The 21,928-nt window shown below is 38.7% G+C and carries 24 protein-coding genes; 12 read left to right on the plus strand and 12 right to left on the minus strand.

Annotated elements, in window-relative coordinates; all coding sequences use genetic code 11:
- Window positions 1-86: 86 nt before the first annotated feature.
- Both PDT38_RS10485 and PDT38_RS10490 read right to left on the minus strand, forming a co-directional pair.
- Window positions 87-356: a YwqI/YxiC family protein gene (locus PDT38_RS10485; RefSeq protein ID WP_270801204.1), complete on the minus strand. Its 270-nt coding sequence runs from the start codon at window positions 354-356 to the stop codon at window positions 87-89.
- Window positions 353-781: a DUF5082 family protein gene (locus PDT38_RS10490; protein WP_270801207.1), complete on the minus strand. Its 429-nt coding sequence runs from the start codon at window positions 779-781 to the stop codon at window positions 353-355. Before PDT38_RS10490 ends, PDT38_RS10485 begins: the two co-directional genes overlap by 4 nt.
- Before the next feature lie 445 nt (window positions 782-1,226).
- Between PDT38_RS10490 and PDT38_RS10495 the strand changes: the two genes are divergently transcribed.
- Together PDT38_RS10495 and PDT38_RS10500 are read left to right on the plus strand one after the other, a co-directional pair.
- A complete protein-coding gene (locus tag PDT38_RS10495; protein WP_270801212.1) occupies window positions 1,227-1,613 on the plus strand; it encodes a CidA/LrgA family holin-like protein in 387 nt (128 codons plus the stop codon).
- A complete protein-coding gene (locus tag PDT38_RS10500; RefSeq protein WP_270801213.1) occupies window positions 1,595-2,278 on the plus strand; it encodes a CidB/LrgB family autolysis modulator in 684 nt (227 codons plus the stop codon). Before PDT38_RS10495 ends, PDT38_RS10500 begins: the two co-directional genes overlap by 19 nt.
- Before the next feature lie 179 nt (window positions 2,279-2,457).
- Here PDT38_RS10500 and putP read toward each other — a convergent pair whose 3' ends face one another.
- From putP to PDT38_RS10515, 3 genes are all read right to left on the minus strand, one after another.
- Entirely contained in the window at window positions 2,458-3,924 is a 1,467-nt protein-coding gene (gene putP / locus PDT38_RS10505) for a sodium/proline symporter PutP (protein ID WP_270801215.1), read from the minus strand.
- A gap of 100 nt (window positions 3,925-4,024) precedes the next feature.
- Entirely contained in the window at window positions 4,025-5,218 is a 1,194-nt protein-coding gene (locus PDT38_RS10510) for a class I SAM-dependent rRNA methyltransferase (RefSeq protein ID WP_270801218.1), read from the minus strand.
- Between the two features lie 162 nt (window positions 5,219-5,380).
- Complete coding sequence (locus PDT38_RS10515) at window positions 5,381-5,773, minus strand: MerR family transcriptional regulator (RefSeq protein ID WP_270801220.1); 393 nt, start codon at window positions 5,771-5,773, stop codon at window positions 5,381-5,383.
- 84 nt (window positions 5,774-5,857) lie between these two features.
- Here PDT38_RS10515 and PDT38_RS10520 point away from each other — a divergent pair, with 84 nt between their 5' ends.
- Both PDT38_RS10520 and PDT38_RS10525 read left to right on the plus strand, forming a co-directional pair.
- Window positions 5,858-7,063 (plus strand): MFS transporter, encoded by a 1,206-nt coding sequence (locus PDT38_RS10520; RefSeq protein WP_270801224.1) that lies wholly within the window; start codon window positions 5,858-5,860, stop codon window positions 7,061-7,063.
- Complete coding sequence (locus tag PDT38_RS10525) at window positions 7,060-7,707, plus strand: SDR family NAD(P)-dependent oxidoreductase (protein WP_270801227.1); 648 nt, start codon at window positions 7,060-7,062, stop codon at window positions 7,705-7,707. Before PDT38_RS10520 ends, PDT38_RS10525 begins: the two co-directional genes overlap by 4 nt.
- Before the next feature lie 34 nt (window positions 7,708-7,741).
- Here PDT38_RS10525 and PDT38_RS10530 read toward each other — a convergent pair whose 3' ends face one another.
- From PDT38_RS10530 to PDT38_RS19585, 6 genes are all read right to left on the minus strand, one after another.
- Entirely contained in the window at window positions 7,742-8,473 is a 732-nt protein-coding gene (locus tag PDT38_RS10530) for a YwaF family protein (protein WP_270801230.1), read from the minus strand.
- A 92-nt stretch (window positions 8,474-8,565) separates the two neighbouring features.
- Complete coding sequence (locus PDT38_RS10535) at window positions 8,566-9,897, minus strand: MFS transporter (RefSeq protein WP_270801232.1); 1,332 nt, start codon at window positions 9,895-9,897, stop codon at window positions 8,566-8,568.
- A 68-nt stretch (window positions 9,898-9,965) separates the two neighbouring features.
- Window positions 9,966-11,114 (minus strand): galactonate dehydratase, encoded by a 1,149-nt coding sequence (gene dgoD / locus PDT38_RS10540; protein ID WP_270801235.1) that lies wholly within the window; start codon window positions 11,112-11,114, stop codon window positions 9,966-9,968.
- Window positions 11,115-11,130: 16 nt separating this feature from the next.
- Entirely contained in the window at window positions 11,131-11,754 is a 624-nt protein-coding gene (locus tag PDT38_RS10545) for a bifunctional 4-hydroxy-2-oxoglutarate aldolase/2-dehydro-3-deoxy-phosphogluconate aldolase (protein WP_270801238.1), read from the minus strand.
- A gap of 23 nt (window positions 11,755-11,777) precedes the next feature.
- On the minus strand, window positions 11,778-12,731 hold the full coding sequence (locus PDT38_RS10550; protein ID WP_270801240.1) for a sugar kinase: 954 nt from the start codon (window positions 12,729-12,731) through the stop codon (window positions 11,778-11,780).
- A gap of 22 nt (window positions 12,732-12,753) precedes the next feature.
- Window positions 12,754-13,509, minus strand: a complete 756-nt coding sequence (locus PDT38_RS19585; RefSeq protein ID WP_270801241.1) for an IclR family transcriptional regulator — start codon at window positions 13,507-13,509, stop codon at window positions 12,754-12,756.
- A gap of 282 nt (window positions 13,510-13,791) precedes the next feature.
- Between PDT38_RS19585 and PDT38_RS10560 the strand changes: the two genes are divergently transcribed.
- Window positions 13,792-15,060 (plus strand): M28 family peptidase, encoded by a 1,269-nt coding sequence (locus PDT38_RS10560; RefSeq protein ID WP_394356263.1) that lies wholly within the window; start codon window positions 13,792-13,794, stop codon window positions 15,058-15,060.
- Between the two features lie 71 nt (window positions 15,061-15,131).
- Here the strand turns inward: PDT38_RS10560 and PDT38_RS10565 are convergent, their stop codons facing one another.
- On the minus strand, window positions 15,132-15,770 hold the full coding sequence (locus PDT38_RS10565; protein ID WP_270801733.1) for a GTP pyrophosphokinase: 639 nt from the start codon (window positions 15,768-15,770) through the stop codon (window positions 15,132-15,134).
- A gap of 218 nt (window positions 15,771-15,988) precedes the next feature.
- Here PDT38_RS10565 and PDT38_RS10570 point away from each other — a divergent pair, with 218 nt between their 5' ends.
- The 7 genes from PDT38_RS10570 to PDT38_RS10600 all read left to right on the plus strand — a co-directional run bounded on the left by PDT38_RS10570 (window position 15,989) and on the right by PDT38_RS10600 (window position 21,805).
- Complete coding sequence (locus tag PDT38_RS10570; RefSeq protein WP_270801735.1) at window positions 15,989-16,069, plus strand: YjcZ family sporulation protein; 81 nt, start codon at window positions 15,989-15,991, stop codon at window positions 16,067-16,069.
- Between the two features lie 275 nt (window positions 16,070-16,344).
- Window positions 16,345-16,494, plus strand: coding sequence for a teichoic acid D-Ala incorporation-associated protein DltX (locus tag PDT38_RS10575; RefSeq protein WP_270801244.1), 150 nt, complete (start codon window positions 16,345-16,347; stop codon window positions 16,492-16,494).
- Between the two features lie 15 nt (window positions 16,495-16,509).
- On the plus strand, window positions 16,510-18,018 hold the full coding sequence (dltA, locus tag PDT38_RS10580; RefSeq protein WP_270801245.1) for a D-alanine--poly(phosphoribitol) ligase subunit DltA: 1,509 nt from the start codon (window positions 16,510-16,512) through the stop codon (window positions 18,016-18,018).
- Entirely contained in the window at window positions 18,015-19,172 is a 1,158-nt protein-coding gene (gene dltB / locus PDT38_RS10585) for a D-alanyl-lipoteichoic acid biosynthesis protein DltB (RefSeq protein WP_270801247.1), read from the plus strand. Before dltA ends, dltB begins: the two co-directional genes overlap by 4 nt.
- Window positions 19,173-19,187: 15 nt before the next feature.
- The gene (dltC, locus tag PDT38_RS10590) at window positions 19,188-19,424 is read left to right on the plus strand and encodes a D-alanine--poly(phosphoribitol) ligase subunit 2 (protein ID WP_172298648.1); all 237 of its coding nucleotides are present in this window, start codon (window positions 19,188-19,190) and stop codon (window positions 19,422-19,424) included.
- Window positions 19,424-20,593, plus strand: a complete 1,170-nt coding sequence (gene dltD, locus PDT38_RS10595; RefSeq protein WP_270801250.1) for a D-alanyl-lipoteichoic acid biosynthesis protein DltD — start codon at window positions 19,424-19,426, stop codon at window positions 20,591-20,593. Before dltC ends, dltD begins: the two co-directional genes overlap by 1 nt.
- Before the next feature lie 126 nt (window positions 20,594-20,719).
- Window positions 20,720-21,805: a branched-chain amino acid aminotransferase gene (locus tag PDT38_RS10600; protein WP_270801737.1), complete on the plus strand. Its 1,086-nt coding sequence runs from the start codon at window positions 20,720-20,722 to the stop codon at window positions 21,803-21,805.
- The last annotated feature ends 123 nt before the right edge of the window (window positions 21,806-21,928 follow it).

Here is a 21,928-nt window from a genome sequence, read left to right on the forward strand (position 1 = left end):
GTTTTTTCTGCACAGATAACGCTTTAGTTGTGTTGTATAAAAAAACCCCAAATAATGCGGACTTTGTCCAATTATTCGGGTTCCGTTTATTTTTTGGCAAGTGCTTCATCTTGTTCTTTCAGTTTTTTTACATTTGAACGGGTGTCGCCAATATTTTTATGAACGGTCTTTTTATATTGTTTAACCATATCACTTATTTGTTCTTCTCGATACAACCATTTTTTTGTAAAGTCGAGTTGGTTTTGTCCAAGAGAACTTGCTGATGGTCCTTTTAGAGAAACAGCTTCAAGCTTTTTTTTCACCTCGTCTAATTTTTTCATAACCACGCTATCATTGAATTTGATCGTTTGGCTCATTTTAACCATCCCTTTAGCCCATTGATTGTGCTATGCAATGCATCTACAGCCTCTTCTCCTTTTTCGAGTAAAAGATCCGCTCTATCCGCTGACCAGCTTGCGGCCTGAACCGCCCCCTTTTCAGCATCTAATGCAAATATCTTCAAGTCGATCTTATGGATATATCTCTCATAATCTTCGTCAAGGGCTCTGTACATCGCCGTATACGCTTCATCACGCACTCCATTAAAACTGACAGCCCTACTCCCAGTCCACCCCTTCTCAAGACTTGGACACATAATTTGTCTGATTTCTTCAATGGCCAAACTCTGTTCCTTTTCTACGTTTCGTTTTGCCTTTTCCAATCTTGAGATTTGCTCCTCCAACTCTATTGCTTTATGTGAAAGAACATCGTGTATTTTTTGTAGCGTGTCTGAGTAGTCCATTTTTTTCACCTCTGTTATTACGGCATGATTTGCATAGACTATTACTCATTCATGCTTTTCTTTATTTTCCCTCATTCACGACTATAACTAGAATTACGCACATATCTAATATGTAAAGTGTAAGTGGAAAAACAGAGATATTGAATAGGCTTTAAATACTGTTTTTAGGGATTTGTACATAGATCCGTCACTAATTAAAACGGTTTTTTGAGGATATTTATCTAGTCTTTTAGAATCATGACACTCCAAGAAGTTCGGTTGAGACAAAATCCCAAGCCCTTCAATGTTTATTGTTACATATTTGTAATTTTAGTAAATAAACTGTTGCTTTTGCCCTGATTTACAGTTTTGAACTATAGATAAAATGAATAATGACTATTCTTAATATGTATTTTACCTATACCAAAATCTCATGTACACTCTTGCATAGAACGGGGGAAATGTGATGAAAAAATTTTTAAAAGGATTGGGTCAAGTTGCTCTTTTATTTTTATTTGCTCGCCTCATGAATCTAATTGTTGAGGCTCTTCATATAAACATACCTGGAAGCATTCTCGGCATTATTGTGATCTTTGCACTTCTTCATTTCAAGGTCATCAAACTGGAGTGGGTCGAAATTGGTGCATTGTGGCTTCTTGCAGAACTACTGTTGTTTTTTGTTCCTTCTGCGGTCGGAATTATCAATTATGCCGATTTATTTGCGGAATTTGGAACAAGTATTTTGCTCGTGGTAGCTATTAGCACTTTTGTCGCTATGGTATCGACAGGCATGCTGACACAGATGATTGCAAAAAGAAAGGAAAGAAAAAATACATGTTCATCGGATGCTTAAGCTTTATTATTACAGTTTTAATTTATATGGGGGTAAAAGCAGTTTACATTCGTCATCCTAAAGTGTATGCCTCACCTTTACTGGTCACACCGCTTATCTTAGTTGGTCTATTGCTTTTGATCAATGTGCCTTTTGATGCATACAATGCTGGTGGACACTTGTTGACTGACATGCTCCAGCCGGCTACTGTTGCGTTTGCGATTCCGCTTTATAAATACTTTCCAGTCCTAAAGAAATATGCGCTTGAAATTATTGTTAACGTGATCATCGGGAGTTGTATTGCCATTTTGTCAACAGTGTTTATCGCTAAACTATTAAAACTTAATCCAGATCTCATTGAGAGCTTGATTCCAAGATCAGTTACAGCACCAATTGCAATGAGTGTTTCTGATATTATTGGAGGAATGCCTGCAGTTACAGCCATTTTTGTCATTTTGACAGCTTTGCTCGGCACAATGATTGGACCAATTGTGATTCGGTATTTTCGTATTGATAATGAAATCGCACGAGGTGTGCTACTCGGAACAAGCGCAAATGGCGCTGGTACATCAAAGGCGTTTGAACTCAGTGCAGTGGCTGGAACAATCTCAAGTGTATCAATGATACTGGCAGCGATTATCACACTTTGTGCAGCACCGTTTTTCATCTCTTTTATTTCAATGTAGTGTTTTTAATAGAAATGGCTGTTACATTAAACTGTAACAGCCATTAAAATAGGGGCGATATACGAAATAAAAACTGATCATTCACTAAGAGATAAGCAAGCATTCAACTGTTAGCAGGATTGGAAATGAGACAAATGACGAAGGTGCTGATCATTATTTTTTCATCACTTGTTATCATTTTATCCTTTTACATTTTCGACAGCTCGATCAAACTCTTCTTCAATTTCAATCGAAGGTTTCTTCGTTAACAGGCTAACAACGATAATGACAATTGTACAAACAATGAAACCAGGAATCATTTCATAGATAGCACTAAAAGCCTTTATCTGCTCCCAGGCAATCACAGTTAATGCACCGGAGAGCATTCCTGCCAGCGCCCCCCATTTCGTCATTCGTTTCCAATACAAGCTCAACAACACAACAGGTCCAAATGCAGCGCCAAATCCCGCCCAAGCATAACCAACAAGATTCAAGATCGTTTTGCTCGGATTTAATGCTAAAAGTAGAGCAATCAGTGAAATGGCAAGAACTGAAAGTCTCCCAACAAGGACAAGCTCTTTGTCAGAAGCCTGTTTTCGAATAAAAGCTTTATAGAAATCCTCTGTTAGCGCACTTGAAGTTACGAGAAGCTGTGAGGATATCGTACTCATGACAGCTGCCAAAATCGCTGCTAGCAAAAATCCAGTGATTATGGAAGGGAACAGCAGGTCAGACAGAACGATAAAGATCGTTTCCTTATTTTGCAATGTGAGATGGTTCATGCTGAAATATGCAATTCCGATCAGTCCCGTAAACATTGCACCACAAATGGAAAACAGCATCCAACCCATGCCGATCCGCCGGGCGTTTTTCATTTCTTTCACACTCGAAATGGCCATAAACCTAACGATAATATGAGGCTGTCCGAAATATCCAAAACCCCAAGCCAAGAGCGATATGATGCTGATCACAGTCGTCCCCTTAAATGGACGGAGGAGATCTGGGTTAACAGATTGAATTTCTGAAAAAACCGGCTCAATCCCTCCTAATTGAACAAACACGACAACCGGTACAAGGATCAGTGCAATAAACATAATCGTTCCTTGGACAAAATCCGTCCAACTGACGGCCAAGAAGCCACCAAATAATGTATAAAGAATAACGACTCCTGCCGTCAACCAGATGCCGATCCGGTAATCAAGGTGAAATGCTGTTTTAAACAGTTCTCCCCCTGCCACCATACCCGATGATGTATAGAAAGTAAAAAAGATTAGAATGACAAAAGCTGATGTCACTCTTAAAATCCTTGATTCGTCTTTAAAACGGTTTTCAAAAAAATCAGGAATCGTAATACTGTCACCTGATACTTCAGTGTATGTCCTAAGCCTTGGCGCCACATACACCCAGTTCAAATAAGCCCCTATCGTAAGACCGACAACAATCCAACCGCTACTTAGCCCACTGATGTACATCGCCCCTGGAAGACCCATTAACAGCCAGCCACTCATGTCGGAAGCACCAGCGCTTAAAGCGGTAACAGCAGGACCTAAATTTCTTCCTCCAAGCATATAATCAGTTAAATTTGCGGTTCTTTTATAAGCAAAGTATCCTATTAACAGCATTCCTGCCATATAAATACCAATCGACAATATGACTCCGTAATCCATAATGCCCCCCTACTTTTTTTCGTAATATTAATATACATGAATATCTTTTTAAAAGGTATTGTTTTTTAAAATAAAAAAATCGAAGATACTGGATCTTCGATCATCTAGAATGGTGAATCTTTAAAAACACCACTTTTAAATAATTCCCTTCAGGATAACTTTTCATGGTTTTAAAGTCTTCAGGAAGCGAGTGTTCTTCAAGGATTGTGTAGGCGGTATCCGTTTCTTTACATGCCGCCTCAATAAACCCTTTGAACTTCTTCATTCCAAATGCACTACTGTTGGTTGAAGCCACAATGACACCAGCGTCTTCTGTAATTTGAATGGCTTCTTTTAGCAGGTTTTTGTAATCTTTTGCTGCACTGAATGTGTGCTTTTTCGTTCTTGCAAATGATGGTGGATCAAGAATGATTAAATCAAAACGAAGTTGTTTTCTAGCCGCATATTGAAAGTATTTAAATACATCCATGACTTTGATGTCATGCTCCTGATGATCAAGGCCATTTACGTTAAATTGTTCAATTGTCTTCTGCAAACTGCGATTTGCTACATCAACACTTGTTGTTTTTGTAGCTCCTCCCAATGCGGCTGCAACAGAAAACGCCCCTGTATATGAGAATGTATTCAACACTGTCTTTCCTCTAGCATAATGATCCCGAATTGTTTTCCGGACATGGCGCTGATCAAGAAATATGCCCGTCATGGGCCCATCATTAAGGTCAACAGCAAAATGAATACCATTTTCTTTAACGATAATCGGAAATTCTCCTCTTGTTCCCTTCACAAAATCATCATCTTCGAGATACTGACCAGCTGTATTAAATCGTTTTTTCTGATAGAGTGCTTTATAATCAGCCAATTCATCAAGAGCTGCGATAATCATCTCTTTAAACGAATAAATCCCTTTACTGTACCATTGAATGAGATAATAACCATCATAATTATCAATCGTCAATCCGCCGACTCCGTCTCCTTCTCCATTAAAAAGGCGAAAAGCTGTCGTTTCCGGATCTTGAGACAGATGGGATCTCTGTTGAAAAGCCTTTGCAAACCGACTTTGAAAGAAATGCTGATCAATCGAGTCATCCCTGTTTTTCGTCAACATCCAACCAATGCCTTTGTTTTGCATTCCATAGTAACCTTTTCCCAAAAAGCCGCCCTGCTCATCACATACTTCGATCAGTGATCCTTCATCTAAACTGTTGTCTTTTGCATATACCGCTTCCTTTTCGATCAAAGGATAGCCTTTTTTCATTTTTGCTGTGTATTTTCGGTTGATCTTTAATGTCTTCAATCTTTTCAGTCCTTCGTGTTCATCTTTCTCTATCCTACCATAACGCAAAATTCTTGTTCTTATACATATGGGGATCGGAGTTGATGAAGAAATCGAGAAAAGTATCCTTGCTTTTTCGATAGATTTCTCGTGGTCGATCAATTCGTTCTCAACATTAAGTTTCTACTGCTCACTATTTGAAAGATTGTCAATTTTCCGGCGATAGCGCTGTAGCTTTTGATTAATATGTATTAAACATTTTTCAATACTTTCCATTTCGTCCAACACTTGCTCATGATGGGCAAGTAACATCTGTTCGCGTTCACAAAGTGTTGAATCCCCTTTTTCTAGTAAGTCTCCGAAAAGCTTAATTTTTTCAAGTGGCATGTTTGTTTTTTTAATGATTTTTAAAAACTCTATCCACTCAATATGATCAGATACATATTTTCGATAACCATTTTGGTCACGACTCACATACTTGATAAGCTGTTCCTTTTCATAATAACGCAATGTATGAGTCGAAAGCCCAGTCATCTTAGACACTTCATGAATGGTATATTCAGCTTTTTCATGCATACTAACCCCTCTCTCCAAAAAAAAGACTTGCTTTAGAGTCTTCTCTAACCTTTAAACTATGTACTTATCTAAGGAGGTAAAAATATGGTTACTGTTAGCGATCAAAAAAACTTGCTCTACTATTTTCTCATGGTCTTTTTCTTTTTAACAAGTATTAGTGTTGGTATTGGTATCTATGAATTAATTCCATTGTATCGTATTTTGGGGGAGACATATCATCTTTCCGAAAATAAGACCATTTATCTTGGAAGTGCTTTTTCACTTGGCTATGCTATCGGGTTTCTGCTATTCGGTTGGCTCTCGAAATTTTTTGAGAAAAAGAAATTACTCTTATTTGGTCTATTTATGTTGGCTTTATGCACAGCATTTGCTGGATTTAGTTTTAACTATTTTTACATGTTGTGTGCCCGCATTTTTCAAGGAGTCTCTGCCGGCTCCTTCGCTCCACTAAGTTTTGCGATCATTCTTAAGATCTTTCCTGAAAATAAGCGAGCTGCTGCTAACGCTACGGTTACGACCGGTTTTGTAATGGCAAGTATTATTGGACAACTTTTTAGTAGTTTCATCACATCATTGTATAATTGGTCTGCTGTATTTTGGATACAAGCTGGTTTATATTTGACGACATTGTTATTTCTTAGCTTACTTGTACCAACTTCAAAGGACGAGCTGGATATGAAGCAAGCAAATCAATCCAATTATTTTGTTGAATTATTAAAGTTGCTGATTAACCCGGCACTTTTGCCATGTTATTTGATCACGCTAAGTCTACTTTTTTCATTCGTTAGCTTTTATACAGTCATGAGCCAGTTTTTTCTAGACAGATTTTCATTTACTGAGACAAACATCATTTGGTTGCGTAGCATTGGTATTATTGGAATGATAGCAGCTATATGGTTCAGTTCCCCTCGCATAATTCATAAATGGGGACCACTTAAGTTATTGAAAACTGGTTTAGCAATTTCATCAGCAGGAGCTCTGCTAATGGCCTTTTCACCTACTGTTATTTTTGCAGGAGTGATGAGTACTCTATTTGTTTTTGGGATTACACTCATTTTGCCCATGATGGTATCATTGGTTGGAACACAAGCTGGACAACAGGGAGGAACTGCTGTTACACTCTACACCATTGTTTTGTTTATTGGAGCAACACTTGGTCCCATCCTTGTAAATTTTGTAATGAAACAAACTCATTGTTATTGGTTGCCCTTCATAATCATTTCTTTACTACTATGCATTAGTTTCACATTGACTTTTTCAATTAAAATGAAAGGAGAGCGACAAGCATGAGTGACAGTTTAACAATTATAGTTGGTTCAGGCGCTGAGTTAGGTTTAAAAATTGCTGAAAAGTTTGGTAGAAATGGTTTTAGTATTGTCCTTGTCTCACGGAACAAAAATGTTCTAGAGCAACATGTTTCTCTCCTTAGGAAAAAAAGAATTAAGGCCGATCTAGTAACTGCTGACGTTACAAATTCTACATCTGTTAAGACCGCTTTTAAACAAATTCAAGAAAGGTATGGAGAACCAAGTGTCGTGATCTATAATGCAGTGGTAAGACGAAAAAAAACGCCTTCAAAATTGACTGAAGAAGAGTTAATGAATGATTTTAAAGTAAATGTAATTGGAGCCAAAACTGTGGCCACAGAAGTCATTCCTTTCTTTATTAAAAAAAGAAGGGGAACCATTCTTTTCACAGGAGGGGGACATGCATTGAAGCCATCGATAGAATTTTCATCGATGTCTTTATGTAAGGCTGCACTCCGTAATTTGGCATTTTCTTTAGGTGAAGAACTTAAAACCAGTGGTGTTTTTGTTGGAACAGTTACGATAATGAAGAAAGTTGAAAAAGATACGGACTACGATCCTAGTCTGATAGCAGAGGCTTATTGGGACTTACATCAAAATCGGCACAAACCCGAAATCATTTATTAGAAGCGGTTCAAAGCGCCTCTAACAATTTTAAAGGTCATGAATGATTATTTATTTTTCGACTTATCCAAAATGGCAAATGGAGAAGATAAAAGAAAACAATTGTCACCGCTTCAGCCGATAAAATATACCATGGCCATGGACCGAGAACATCTAAAAGTGAAGCTCCGCCTCCCGGTTTTTTCATTAAGTACATATAGTTAGACTTTAGCAACCGGTTGATCAAAAAGATGACCCCGCCATAGACATTCACAATCAGAAATGTCATCCAGAGTGATCGTACTGTAGGTTTATATTTTTCGGCTGCAATTATGAACAGGCATGAAAGAACAACAATACCATGAGAGATAAAAAATTCGAAATAGCGAAAATGTGGAAATCCATACCTTCCTAAATCGGGTGTCACCATTGCTTGTAAAGCACTGCCCAATCCGGCGAAATAAAGAAACTTAAACAAATTGAGGTTATTTGTTAATAAAAGGACGATGACAAGATACACAGAAAGGTCACTCAAATGAAGAGGCAAAGAGTAACGTGGTGTCCAAGAATCAACATAAATAAACCACGAATGATATCCAATTTCGGACAGTATTAGAATAAGTATAAAAGTAAACCGAATGATGCGATTCGTTTTCGGATTTTGCAACTTCTCTCTAAAAAAGAATAGGCAAAGGCCAAGTACTGTCAAAACAAGCAGCGTCCAAATATGTTCAGTTGAAAAAAGTTGAAACGATTCTTGTGGTCCATGTTTTTGAAAATATGTTTTCATCATAAGCACCTATCATTTATTTTAGGTTTATTTTGTTTCAAATATATTTTGTTATGCAAAAAAGACTGCCGAATTTCAGGCAGTCCTTTACATTACATGGGAAGGTGATGATCTTCCATCACTTCGTCTTTCATTGCGATCCTTTCTACTTTGCCTACTAGAAAAATATAAGAAAGCGCTCCTGTCAAAGCAAGAAAACCGATAAAGACAAGGGCAGGTGCAAAGCTTCCGCCATTGACAAGCAGGCCGATGACAATTGGAACGATAACAGAAGCAAGGCTACCGATAAAGTTAAACACACCACCTGTCAAACCAATCAAGTGTTTAGGCGCCAAAGATGACACCAGCACCCACGTAATTGAGGCCAAGCCATTTCCGAAAAAAGCAATGGTCATGAACAAAATAATGAGTGATGTTTGCTCAACATAATTGGCACCAATAATCGAAATCGACAGGAACAAGCCAATGATAATGGGTGTTTTTCGTGCTACACCAGAGGATATGCCTTTTTTCACAAGAAAATCAGATAGAAATCCTGACAATAACACCCCGAAAAATGCGGCTAAAAATGGTAGTGAAGCAAGGAAACCTGATTGTAAAAAGTTAAGTCCTCGATACTTAACAAGATATGTTGGAAACCATGTTAAGAAAAACCACAATGTTGAATTGACAGCAAATTGTCCAATGTAAATTCCCCATAGTTTTCGATGACTGAGCACTTGTTTAAAATGAGTCCTGTTCAATGCACTTTTTGTCTTTTCAACGGTTGAACTGCGGCTAATGATTCCCCCGCCTTTTTCAATATGGTCAAGTTCTGCTTGGTTCACTTTCGGATGCTGACTTGGATCACGATAAAAACAATACCATATGATCCCCCAAACCAATCCAACTGCTCCAGTAACAATAAACAGACCACGCCAGCCGACAAGATGTTGAACTGCACTAAGTGCAGGTGTCAAAAAGGCAAGGCCAGCAAATTGGCCAGACGTATAAAAAGCAATCCCAGATGCTCTTTCTTGTTCAGGAAACCATGAAGTCACAACCCGATTATTCGTTGGAAACGCCGGAGCCTCAAAAGCCCCTGTCGCAAGACGCAATCCAAATAATGTACCGAATCCACGAACAAACCCTTGAAACAATGTCGCTAATGACCAAGTGATCAAACTAAAAGCATAGACAAGCCGTGGACCAAATCGATCGACAAGGCCACCTCCTGGGATTTGCAGTGCACAATACGACCATCCAAAGGCGGAAAAGATTAAGCCTAATTGAACCGATGACAAGTTCAAGTCTTCACCGATCAGGGAAGCTGCTACAGATATATTGCTACGATCCATATAGTTAATGACGACACATACAAAAATAAACATCAAGATTCGGATTCGAACCTTTGTCGGCTTTTGCTTTACATTTGCTGCTTTCATTTAGGTTCTTCCCTTCTATCGCATCCTGTGCTAAGGACTTTTTATAGAAAACGCTATCAAAAAACAACCTACCACTCCGCTACACTACCATCACCATGGCGCCAAACCGGATTTCGCCAATGATGTCCAACTTCAGCCATTTTCCGGACGTGCGCCTCATTGATTTCTATGCCAAGACCAGGTCGATTTGGAATTTGAACAGACCCGTTTTCATATAAAAATACATCCTTGTCCAGCAAATAATCTAATAAATCAGTGCCTTTGTTATAATGTATCCCTAAGCTCTGCTCTTGAATAAAAGCATTGTGACAAGTTGCATCCACTTGCAAACAAGCTGCTAGTGCAATCGGGCCGAGCGGACAGTGCGGAGCAGCCGCGACATCAAACGCTTCTGCCATAGATAAAATTTTCTTACATTCTGTAATCCCTCCGGCATGTGACAAGTCAGGCTGAATAATATCTACAAAGCCATCCATGAGCAGATTTTTATACTGCCATTTCGAAAACATCCGTTCTCCTGTTGCAATTGGAATGGAGACAAGACTGGCGATATCGCGAAGCGCCTCATTGTTCTCAGGTAATACAGGTTCTTCAATAAACATAGGTCGATAGGTCTCTAGCTCTTTTGCTAAAATTTTTGCCATTGGCTTATGCACTCTGCCATGAAAATCGATGCCAATTCCAAAATAAGGACCGACCGCTTCTCTAACTGCTGCCACCCTCTCAATGACTTGATCAATTTTTTCGTATGAATCAATATATTGCAGTTCCTCAGTACCGTTCATTTTGATAGCAGTAAAACCTTTTTCGGCCATTTCCTTTGCCGCACGTCCCACATCGGCAGGCCGGTCTCCACCAATCCATGAGTAAACTTTAATAGAATCTCTGCATGATCCACCAAGTAGTTGATGAACAGGGGCTTGATAAAACTTTCCTTTAATATCCCAAAGTGCTTGATCAATTCCAGCTATCGCACTCATTAAAATCGGTCCACCGCGGTAAAAGCCACCTCTATACATGACATTCCAATGATCCTCTATATTGAGTGGATCTTTACCGATCAAGTATTCCATTAATTCGTGAACAGCCGCTTTAACGGTTGCGGCCTTCCCCTCAATAACCGGTTCTCCCCAACCAGTGATCCCTTCATCAGTTTCAACTTTTAGGAAAAGCCAGCGCGGTGGAATTTGAAAACATTCATAACTTGTGATTTTCATATTTGTTCATCTCCTCTTATTGAATGGCTGCCACAAATTGTTTTGCTTTTTCAGTCAATTTTCGCAAAAACGTCTCGTTAATTTCTGCATTTGTTTGCACAAGAGAACTTCCAATTCCTGCACCAACAGCTCCTGCTTTGAGAAACTCACCGATATTTTCCAAACCAACACCACCGGTTGGGAGAAGTGGAATTTGCGGAAGCGGTCCCTGAATATCCTTTATATAACCCGGTCCCATCGTTCCTGGGAAAACTTTCACAATATCGCCACCACTTTCAAATGCGGTCAATATTTCCGTCGGAGTGAAAGCACCCGGAATACTCAATGCACCGTAACGTTTGGTCAACTTAATTGTTTCTACATTGACAGTTGGTGAAAGAATAAACTTTGCTCCAGCGAAAAGTGCTGCCCGTGCAGATTCTGGGTCAAGGACAGTACCGGCGCCAATTAACATGTGATGTCCGAAGCGTTCTGAAACAGCTTCAATCGCTTTTATCGCTTCTGGCGAATTCAGAGTGATTTCCACCAATCGAATACCGCCATTTTGTAAAGCTTCTGCAATACGGACAGCCTCTTCCGCCTTATAACCGCGAACGATGGCAATGACTTTATGTTTTTCAATTTGGGATAAAGTGCTCATTTCTTGTCTCCTCTCTCATATATTTACCTACTGACATCATCATCTTCCAACTGTTCCATAAAGCGAAACAATGACTCACGGTCAGGTAGTCCCTCAATATCTCCATTTACCGCTGTCACCATGGCGCCAACAGCACAGCCCCGTCTCACAGACTCACAAAGCGGAATCTCTTCAATTAAGCCAGACAGCACACCTGCTGCAAATCCGTCCCCGGCTCCCACTGGATCTACCACTCTCTCAATTTGGTAACCATTTATGTAGCCGCTATCATTTTTACTAGAGTAGTAAGCTCCCATCGCACCCAACTTAATAATGGCCGTTTTAACCCCAAGTTGATGTAGAGATTTTGCCATTGCCTTTTCGTCTTTAGTTCCGAATAAAAAGTACCCTTCTCTTACACCAGGCAAAACAATGTCAGACTGCTTCACAAGCTCTAGTAATGTCTGCTTTGCCAAGTCTTTATCCCATAGTTTTGTTCGCAGGTTGGGATCAAATACAATCGGGATATGATGTTTTCTTGCCAGCTTTACAGCATAAAACATCACATTTAAAGCGCTTTCACTTAAAGCAGGGGTAACCCCTGTCAAATAAAGAAACCCACTATTTTTGAGATAGTTCTCATCAATATCACATGGCTGTAAAAAACTTGCTGCAGATGCATTTCTGTAATAACTGACATTCACTCTTGTTTCATTCGCTCGCTCTTTAAAAAACAAACCGGTCGGTGCCTCTGCATCTAGCTTCACTTGGCTGACATCAACGCCTTCTCCCCTTACAGATGAGAGAATCATAGCGCCAAATTCATCTTTGCCAAGCCTACTGATCCAGCCTGTTTTTTTTCCGAGCTTGGCAAGCCCGATTAGCGTATTTGTTTCTGCTCCTGCGATTCTGGTTGTATAGTTTTTTGCATATCTGAGGGGACCATCTTCATTCGGAGTGAACGCTACCATCGTTTCCCCTATACTTATAACATCCATCTGTATCCTCCCTATGTGCAGGCTAATTGACGTAACCGCCAATACTTTCTGTAATTTTTCCCGCTGTATACAGCAATTGTTCAGTGATCATAGATTTTCTTGTTAACATCCGCTCCTTAGGACCAGCCGTACTGATAGCAGCTTTTATTTCCCCATCTACTCCAAATACTGGGGCTGCTAAGCAAAACAGTCCTTCTTCATTTTCTTCATCATCAATTGCATAACCCTGATTTGAAAAATGCTGCAACTGATCGACCAGTGTTTTTTTGTCCATAATCGTCCGTTCTGTAAACCGCACAAATTCAATTTCATCAAGCAATCGGTTTCGTTTTTCAGCAGATAGGAAAGCCAGAAATGTTTTCCCAAGTCCTGTACAATAAAGCGGCTTCCGTGAACCTGGCTGAGCGGTTGTTCTGATTGATCTGTTATTATCTATTTTCGCAATATAGACAAGTTGATCTTCAGATAATACAGCCATAAAAACGGTTTCCTGAACTCCATCCATCAACTGTTTCAAATATGGAATTCCTTGGGCAGATATATCCACACAATCAATTGCTGCACTGCCAATTTCAATCAGTTTTGGACCTAATCTATATCGTTTTAATGCATCCAGCTGAAGGTAACCTTCATGAAAAAGCGTGACCACTAAGTTAAATGTACTGCTTTGCGGAAACGATAAATCTCTGCTGATTTCCTTTACTGTTAATCCATCCGGATGTTTGGCTAGTAATTCAAATACACGCAGCACGCGCACTGCAGATTTGACGACTGACATGACACCCTCCCCCATTCACATATGTGATTCAAAATCAGATATCCGATTAATCGAACGTATTTTAAACAGAAACAATCCCTACGTCAACTATTCTTTTTTTAAAGTTTTATCTCCATTTGCCCACATTGCCCAAGGTCTTCCGTCTCAATTCTTTTAGTAAAGCAGGATTTAAGAGGCTTGATGTGAAATCTTTTCTGTTAAAACCATTAAGGAGGTCTTTAAATGAAGCGAAAGTTAATGAAACTGAGTTTGGCAGCAACGATTGCACTGAGTGGATTTTTCATGTCAGCGACAGTTGAGGGGACAAATACTGTCCAAGCAGTTTCAAAAGATTTATCTAAATATTCCGTTAATAAACTGAAGCGGTTTAATGAAAATCGTGCTTTTCGAACAATTTATCATCTAAGTGAAACAATTGGTCCTAGAGTGGCAGGTTCGCTTGCGGAAAAAAAGAGTGCAAGATTTATTGCTTCACAACTGAAAAAATCGAAGCTTAAAGTAAAGATTCAGAAATTTGACATTCCTGACAGATTGAAAGGAACGCTTACGGTTCAGGGACATGAAGTTCCTTCACGACCTGCTACCGGTTCTGCACCTACACCTGAAAAAGGCTTGACAGCACCGCTTTACAAGGCAGGACTCGGCCGACCTGGGGACTTTACTGAAGATGTGAAAGGGAAAGTCGCTGTGATTTCAAGAGGAGAACTTACATTTTATGAAAAAGCAAAAAACGCCGCTGATGCCGGTGCGGCCGCAGTTATTATTTACAATAATAAAGACAGCCTTGCCGCTCTTATTCCGAACCTTGCCGGGAAAACAGTGGATATTCCGGTTGTTGGCATCGGAAAAGAAGACGGTGAAAAATTGTTAACAAAAACAAAGGCTACCCTTAAGCTTGACGCTCTCAAACATCAAACTTCACAAAATGTGATCGGAGTTCGGCGAGCAAAAGGAGTCAAGAAACCAGACATCGTCTATATCACTTCACACTATGATAGTGTTCCATATGGACCGGGTGCGAATGACAATGCATCAGGAACATCTGTTGTCTTAGAGCTTGCACGTACTATGAAAAACATCCCGGCTGACAAAGAAATTCGTTTTATTGCATTTGGCGCTGAGGAAATCGGACTTCTCGGCTCAGAGCATTATGTTAGCAAATTGTCTGACCAGGAAGTCAAACGAAGTGCAGCAAACTTTAACTTAGACATGGTGGCGACAAACTGGGAGAACGCTTCACAACTGAATATTAATACATTAGATGGCTCAGGAAATCTCGTCTGGACATTAAGCAAACAGGCGGCTTTAAAACTCAAAAAAGGGAGTGTCTTACATTTAAGTAAAGGGGGCTCATCTGACCATGTTCCATTTCATGAAGCGGGAATCGATTCAGCCAACTTTATTTGGGAAGAGCCAGGAACAGGTGCTTTAGAACCATGGTATCACAGCCCATACGACACGATTGACCATATTAGCAAAAAACGCTTAAGAGTAACAGGACTGATCGCTGGCCATGCAGTTTATGATTTTGTCAAAAAAAACAAGTGGTAAAAGGGGATATGTGTCAATTCATGAAACAGGCGGTTTATGTCCACTCTGTTTCATGAAGTTGGCAACACAAATTATTGATCGACTTTCTTTCTAATATTCAACATCTTTTCATCCAAATAATGAGCGACATCAGCAGCTTCTTTCAATTCACCTGTGAGCTTTGTAGGCACTTCATTATTTAATTTATAATAAATTTTATGTTCAAGACTGGCCCAAAAATCCATCGCTATCGTGCGAATTTGAATTTCAACTTTTACATATTCTACCTTGTTTGTTAAATATACCGGAACCTCGACGATTAAGTGAAGGCTTCGATAACCATTTGGTTTCGGATTTTTAATATAATCTTTCACCTTTAAGATTTTAATGTCTTCATGCTCTTTTAGTACATCCACCATATTATAAATATCTGACACAAATGAACAGACAATTCTAAGCCCAGCAATATCATGAATATATTCTTTAGCTGCCCTTGTCGTCATCTCACAGCCTTTTCTTACAAGCTTATTCATGAGACTTTCAAAATTTTTCACCCGTGACTTCGTATGTTCTATCGGATTGTGACCATGAATTAAATTGTATTCCTGACTAATAATTGAAAACTTTGTGTCCATTTGATCCAAAGCAAATTTATAGACTAACAGCTCATTTTTCCAACTTTCCATCAACCGTCTTAACTCTTCTATTTGGTCTTCTGGTAAACTTGCCATCTGACCGAGTGAAATTTCCATTAAGCTGTCTCCTTAACCTCTTCATTTATGATTGTTCGAATACTAGACGTCACCTTTTTTAATAAAGTTTCGACTGCTTTTTAAAGTGAACAGAAAGTAGTACCCTTCATCATTTTCATCTCTTTACATTGATGACTATTGCAAAATTTATCTGAACTTCATATTCTATACTACCATGTAAAGGGAGGTGAGACTTTATGTCTTACTATAACAACTTTACGCTAATTGTCGTATTATTCATTTTGCTTATCATTGTCGGGGCAGCATATATTCATTAATTTGAAACTTCCTTTCCATGAGAATAACCGGCAAGGTCATAGTTTTTCTATGGCCTTGTTTTTTTTTTGCAGTCATTAGAATTTATTTCCTTAACCCACTCAAAAAATGAATTGATATTATTGTAAAAATGTATATAATAGGCTGATAGGGACAAAAATCATCCATTTTAGACAAAAAAAATTTTCCACAAATGAAGACGAAATGAAACTTTTATACGTCCATTTCGTCTTATAATTTTGTTAAGGTAATTCATTTATAGAAAGGAAAAGGGTCAATGATCAATAGGTTAAAAATGTTGTACGAGAAAACAACAATGAAGTGGTTGCTTAACACTTCCTATTATTTTGTTATTTTGCTCCTGTTGTTTTTGATTTACGGTTTCCATACAGCAAATACAGGTTCATATATTTATAATGACTTTTAATGGAGAATAAAAACAATGAAATTGATAGAATTAATTAAAAACCATGCACAAACACAACCCGATACACTTGCTTTTGTGAATGCAGAGGCGAAGCTGACATATCGAGAGCTCTGGACTAAATCAGAGATTCTCGCAAACCGACTACAAAAAGAGACGATCGGTGATGCTTCACCAATTATTGTTTACGGTCATATGCAACCGGAAATGGCGGTTTCTTTTCTTGCTTGTGTAAAAGCAGGACATCCGTATATTCCTGTCGATACTTCAATTCCGGCTGACCGCGTATTGAAAATCATCAAAAGTTCAAAAGCGGAACTTTTGCTTAACAATTCAGGAAACACAGTTGACACAGGAGATGCTCTTATTTCTGTGATCGACCCAATCCATTTGGATGGTGCCGTTCATCATGAAACAAACCCTGAAAATTGGGTGAAAGATGATCAGACTTTCTACATTATCTATACATCTGGAAGTACAGGTAATCCAAAAGGTGTACAAATTTCCGCTCGTAATCTGCAAAGCTTTACAGACTGGATCACAAATGACTTTCCGGTTGAAAATGGACATGTATTTTTAAATCAGGCGCCATTTTCCTTTGATTTGTCAGTTATGGATCTTTATCCATGCCTACAATCCGGAGGTACTTTATGGACGGTCACGAAAGATATGATTAACCGGCCGAAAATTTTGTTTGAAGCATTGAAGGAATCCAACATCAATGTTTGGACATCAACACCTTCATTTGCACAAATGTGCTTAATGGATCCGTCCTTTTCAGAAGAATTACTACCTGATTTAAGCGTCTTTATGTTTTGCGGTGAAACGCTACCAGCTTCAGTCGCCAAACAGCTGAAAGAAAGATTTCCAAAAGCGCGTGTGTTTAACACTTATGGTCCGACCGAAGCAACCGTTGCTGTCACTTCCATCGAAGTAACAGACGAAATATTAGAGCGTTATTCATCCCTTCCTGTCGGTTCAGAAAAGCCGGAAACAGAGATTGTGATCATCAATGAAGATGGAGAAGCTGTTAAAGACGGTGAAAAAGGAGAAATTATCATTACCGGGGCAAGCGTCAGCAAAGGCTACTTAGGAGAAGCTGAATTGACGGAAAAAGCATTTTTCACCTATAACGGTGCACCAGCTTATCGTACAGGCGATGCAGGACACAAAGAAAATGGCCAACTGTTCTTTTTAGGAAGACTTGATTTTCAAATTAAACTGCACGGCTATCGAATTGAACTGGAAGAGATCGAATATCATATCAATCAGTCACAATATGTACAGTCAGCCGTAATTATCCCATTCTATCGTGAAGACAAAATTGAGTACCTGATTGCCGTTATCGTGCCTGCCAAACACGACTTCGAAAAAGAATATCAGTTAACAAGCGCTATTAAGAAAGATCTAGGCAGCACACTGCCTGCATATATGATCCCAAGAAAGTTTGTCTATCAACAAGAAATTCCGATGACTGCCAATGGTAAGATCGATAGAAAACGATTAAAAGAAGAGGTAAGCATATGACGCCGTACGGTTCATTTCTCTTCTTCATCATTTTAGGAATTTTACTTGCACCGACGATTATCTTTGGATTAAAAGGCAAAAATATTCGCTATTATAATATGGCGATGTCAGTTATTGTATTGGCTCTTATTTTTGCAAACGACCTTCACGGTGTGATTGCTCTATGTTTGTTTACAATCTGGCAAGTTTTGTTAATTAAAGGTTATATAGCTTACCGTTTAAAAGCAAACAGCGGCATTGTTTTTTGTTTGACAGTAATAGCTTCGATTCTCCCTTTGGTGATATCTAAGCTACTGCCGTTCTTTGCGCATAACAACTGGGCAACCTTTCTCGGAATCTCATACTTAACCTTCAAAGGGGTTCAGCTTATTCTTGAAACCCGCGACGGTTTAATCAAAAAACAGATTCCGATTAGCAGACTCATTTACTTTATTGTCTTTTTTCCAACGATTTCATCAGGACCGATTGACAGGTACCGTCGTTTTGAAAAAGACGAGCAAAAGACATGGACGAAAGAAGAATATCAAGATCTACTGTATGCTGGAATCAACAAAATTTTTCTCGGCTTTTTATATAAATTCATCATTGGGTACTGTATTAATACGTACATCATTTTAAAACTGCCATTTATTACGTCAGGTCACATTTCGCAATCACTGCTGTATATGTACGCATACAGTCTTTACTTGTTCTTTGATTTTGCTGGTTATACGGCTTTTGCAGTTGGTATTAGCTATATAATGGGTATTAAGTCACCGGAAAACTTTAATAAACCGTTTATCAGCCGGAATATTAAAGATTTCTGGAACCGCTGGCATATGTCTCTTTCATTCTGGTTCAGAGATTATGTGTTCATGCGCTTTGTTTTTTGGATGACAAAGAAAAAATGGATCAAAAACAGGATGGCTGTTTCGAATATTGGTTATGTGCTACTGTTTCTTCTTATGGGTGTTTGGCACGGTCTAGCCCTTCAGTACATTATCTATGGACTATATCACGCGCTACTCATGACAGGTTTCAATTTCTTCGAAAAATGGAATAAGAAAAACAAATGGTGGCCGAACAATAAGTGGACGACAGTTGTCTCAATTGTGGTGACTTTCCACTTCGTATGCTTTGGATTTTTAATTTTTTCAGGAAAAATATTTCACTAAAAGGAGAATGTAATCATGGATTTTAATCAAGAAGTACTTTCCGTAATAGCAGAGGTTTGTCAAGATGATATCGTAAAGGAAAATCCGGATATCGATATTTTTGAAGAGGGAATTCTCGATTCATTTGGTACAGTCGAGCTGCTGCTTGCTTTTGAAAACCATTTTAACATCACTGTTCCGATTACAGAGTTTGATCGTGATGCATGGAATACCCCAAATCAAATTATAAAGCAGCTGAATGAGTTGAGATAATGAAAAAACGTTTTTTATTCGGGCCAATCATCTTGGCATTCTTACTTTTTTTAGGCATGATTACGGTCCCAAATTCTTGGTTGTCTTCATTTGTTCCGAAAGATCGTGTTAAGACATCCGCTACAGAATTAAATCCGATGATGTTCCAGGGGGAATATCTTCAAAGTAAAATGCTTGAAGACCCTGAGTATCTACCGATTTACGGGTCATCTGAACTGTCACGTCTGGATAAATTTCATCCGTCTAACTATTTTAAAGTGAATAATCAAGGTTTTACCCCTTATCTTGTTGGAAAAGGCGGTTCACAATCTTTGATTCACACGTTAAATTTTGCAGCTCACATGGATCAATTAAAGGGAAAGAAATTGGTATTTATCATTTCTCCTCAATGGTTTCAGAAAAAAGGCTCTGATGAAGCTCATTTTGCGCCAAACTTCTCGGCATTACAGGGCTATGATCTATTATTCAACGAAAGAATTGATCAAACGATAAAGAAAAAAATGATCAAGCGTATGCTTCGTTATCATGCCGTTACAAATGATGCTCTTCTTTCAGGACTTTACCGAGCCGAGCTCAATAACGATCAGTTCAAACTATTTTTGCTGAAGCCGGCAGGGAAAGCTTATATGAATGTGTTGAAGAAGAAAGATCTTTATTACTCAATGGTTGAAGGCAAAGGGCCAAAACGTACCATTTCTAAAGCTGTCAAAAATAAGTCATGGGACGAATTGAAACGCATGGCTGAAGTACAAGGCAAAAAAGAGTCTAGCAATAACGACTTTAAAATTACAAATGGCATCTTTAAAAAATTAAAGCCAAAAATGGCAAAATTCAAAGGTCATAATCATAAAATGAACTATGCGCAATCATTGGAATTCGATGATTTCCAAATGATGCTTGATGTTCTCAAAAAATCTGGAGCAGAACCTCTGTTCATCTCCGTTCCTGTCCATGGAAAATGGTATGATTACACCGGTTTCCCTAAAAAAGGTCGAACAGATTATTATGTAAAGATTAAAAAACAAATTGAAGCAGAAGGCTTCCAAGTTGCTGACCTAACCAAGCATGAGTATGATCCTTACTTTTTGAAAGATACACTTCACCTCGGCTGGAAAGGCTGGGTATATGTAGATAAAGAAATTGCAGCTTTTTGCAAGAAAAAATCATAACAAAGATTCCCGCTATGGGAATCTCTTTTTATAACTTCAATTTTCTTAAAAATTATATTTTACAAATTTATCTGAAATCTATTACAATAGAAGGTAAATATTTTGGAAAGAGTAGGGATATTAATCATGACAAAACAAACCATCAGCGTACAGCTCAGTACAACAAAAAAACAAAAACCCCAGACAGACCAGCTTGAATTTGGCCGAATCTTTACGGATCATATGTTTATAATGGACTACTCGGTTGAAAGGGGCTGGCATGATCCAAAAATTGTTCCTTATCAACCGATCGAAATGGACCCAGCAGCCATGGTCTATCATTATGGACAATCTGTATTTGAAGGCTTAAAAGCCTATTTATCTAAAGAGGGAAAAGTTCTTTTATTTAGACCGGGAAAAAATATTGAACGCTTAAATCAATCAAATAACCGTCTTTGCATTCCGCAAGTTGATCCCGATACAGTATTAGAAGGCCTAAAAACACTGATTCAAATAGATAAAGAATGGATTCCAACAACGGAAGGAACCTCATTATATATCCGCCCATTTATTATTTCAACAGAGCCATTCCTTGGGGTTGCTCCTTCAAAAATGTATAAATTGCTAATCATTTTATCACCTGTCGGCTCTTATTATAAAGAAGGAATCCATCCTGTCAAAATCGCTGTTGAAAGCGAATTTGTCCGCGCTGTGGCAGGAGGAACCGGAACCGCAAAAACGGCTGGCAACTATGCTGCTAGCCTGAAGGCACAGGAAGTCGCCGAAAACCTTGGTTTCTCTCAAGTATTATGGTTAGACGGTGTTGAGAGAAAGTACATTGAAGAAGTGGGAAGCATGAACATCTTTTTTAAAATCAACGGTGAGATTGTGACCCCTGCTTTAAACGGCAGTATTTTAGAAGGAATTACGAGAAATTCTGTTATTTATCTTTTGAGGCAGTGGGGATACTCTGTGATTGAAAAGAAAATCTCCATTGAGGAACTGTTCGAGGCATACAAAGCTGGTCAACTTGAAGAAGCCTTCGGAACAGGTACAGCGGCCGTTATTTCCCCGATTGGTGAACTCATGTGGAAAGAGCATCACCTTGTGATTAATAATGGACAAACTGGAAAAATCGCCAAACAACTTTATGAAACGATTACAGGCATCCAAAAAGGTGCTATACAAGATTCATTTGACTGGACGGTTGAAGTTGATTCAATCAGTTTATGAGGCTGTCCAGAAAGTCAGTTTTCACTGGCTTTCTGGTAGCTTTTTTAGGATCAAGGCTTCAATGATATTATGATAGTTGCCCGCAAGTTTTTGGTGGTCTTCGTTTTTTCTAGCAATCACCTA

Source organism: Bacillus changyiensis (assembly GCF_027706145.1).
GTDB classification, from domain to species: Bacteria; Bacillota; Bacilli; order Bacillales; family Bacillaceae; genus Bacillus; species Bacillus changyiensis.

Bases quoted from the DNA above. Each gene is read 5' to 3' on its own strand.
- PDT38_RS10600 (WP_270801737.1), top strand. From the start codon at position 20,720: ATGACAAAACAAACCATCAGCGTACAGCTCAGTACAACAAAAAAACAA.
- PDT38_RS10575 (WP_270801244.1), top strand. From the start codon at position 16,345: ATGATCAATAGGTTAAAAATGTTGTACGAGAAAACAACAATGAAGTGG.
- PDT38_RS10495 (WP_270801212.1), top strand. From the start codon at position 1,227: ATGAAAAAATTTTTAAAAGGATTGGGTCAAGTTGCTCTTTTATTTTTA.
- PDT38_RS10525 (WP_270801227.1), top strand. From the start codon at position 7,060: ATGAGTGACAGTTTAACAATTATAGTTGGTTCAGGCGCTGAGTTAGGT.
- PDT38_RS19585 (WP_270801241.1), bottom strand. From the start codon at position 13,509: ATGTCAGTCGTCAAATCTGCAGTGCGCGTGCTGCGTGTATTTGAATTA.
- putP (WP_270801215.1), bottom strand. From the start codon at position 3,924: ATGGATTACGGAGTCATATTGTCGATTGGTATTTATATGGCAGGAATG.
- PDT38_RS10515 (WP_270801220.1), bottom strand. From the start codon at position 5,773: ATGCATGAAAAAGCTGAATATACCATTCATGAAGTGTCTAAGATGACT.
- dltA (WP_270801245.1), top strand. From the start codon at position 16,510: ATGAAATTGATAGAATTAATTAAAAACCATGCACAAACACAACCCGAT.
- dltC (WP_172298648.1), top strand. From the start codon at position 19,188: ATGGATTTTAATCAAGAAGTACTTTCCGTAATAGCAGAGGTTTGTCAA.
- PDT38_RS10565 (WP_270801733.1), bottom strand. From the start codon at position 15,770: ATGGCAAGTTTACCAGAAGACCAAATAGAAGAGTTAAGACGGTTGATG.
- dgoD (WP_270801235.1), bottom strand. From the start codon at position 11,114: ATGAAAATCACAAGTTATGAATGTTTTCAAATTCCACCGCGCTGGCTT.
- PDT38_RS10490 (WP_270801207.1), bottom strand. From the start codon at position 781: ATGGACTACTCAGACACGCTACAAAAAATACACGATGTTCTTTCACAT.
- PDT38_RS10560 (WP_394356263.1), top strand. From the start codon at position 13,792: ATGTCAGCGACAGTTGAGGGGACAAATACTGTCCAAGCAGTTTCAAAA.
- dltD (WP_270801250.1), top strand. From the start codon at position 19,424: ATGAAAAAACGTTTTTTATTCGGGCCAATCATCTTGGCATTCTTACTT.
- PDT38_RS10530 (WP_270801230.1), bottom strand. From the start codon at position 8,473: ATGAAAACATATTTTCAAAAACATGGACCACAAGAATCGTTTCAACTT.
- PDT38_RS10535 (WP_270801232.1), bottom strand. From the start codon at position 9,897: ATGAAAGCAGCAAATGTAAAGCAAAAGCCGACAAAGGTTCGAATCCGA.
- PDT38_RS10570 (WP_270801735.1), top strand. From the start codon at position 15,989: ATGTCTTACTATAACAACTTTACGCTAATTGTCGTATTATTCATTTTG.
- PDT38_RS10550 (WP_270801240.1), bottom strand. From the start codon at position 12,731: ATGGATGTTATAAGTATAGGGGAAACGATGGTAGCGTTCACTCCGAAT.
- PDT38_RS10500 (WP_270801213.1), top strand. From the start codon at position 1,595: ATGTTCATCGGATGCTTAAGCTTTATTATTACAGTTTTAATTTATATG.
- PDT38_RS10485 (WP_270801204.1), bottom strand. From the start codon at position 356: ATGAGCCAAACGATCAAATTCAATGATAGCGTGGTTATGAAAAAATTA.
- PDT38_RS10545 (WP_270801238.1), bottom strand. From the start codon at position 11,754: ATGAGCACTTTATCCCAAATTGAAAAACATAAAGTCATTGCCATCGTT.
- dltB (WP_270801247.1), top strand. From the start codon at position 18,015: ATGACGCCGTACGGTTCATTTCTCTTCTTCATCATTTTAGGAATTTTA.
- PDT38_RS10520 (WP_270801224.1), top strand. From the start codon at position 5,858: ATGGTTACTGTTAGCGATCAAAAAAACTTGCTCTACTATTTTCTCATG.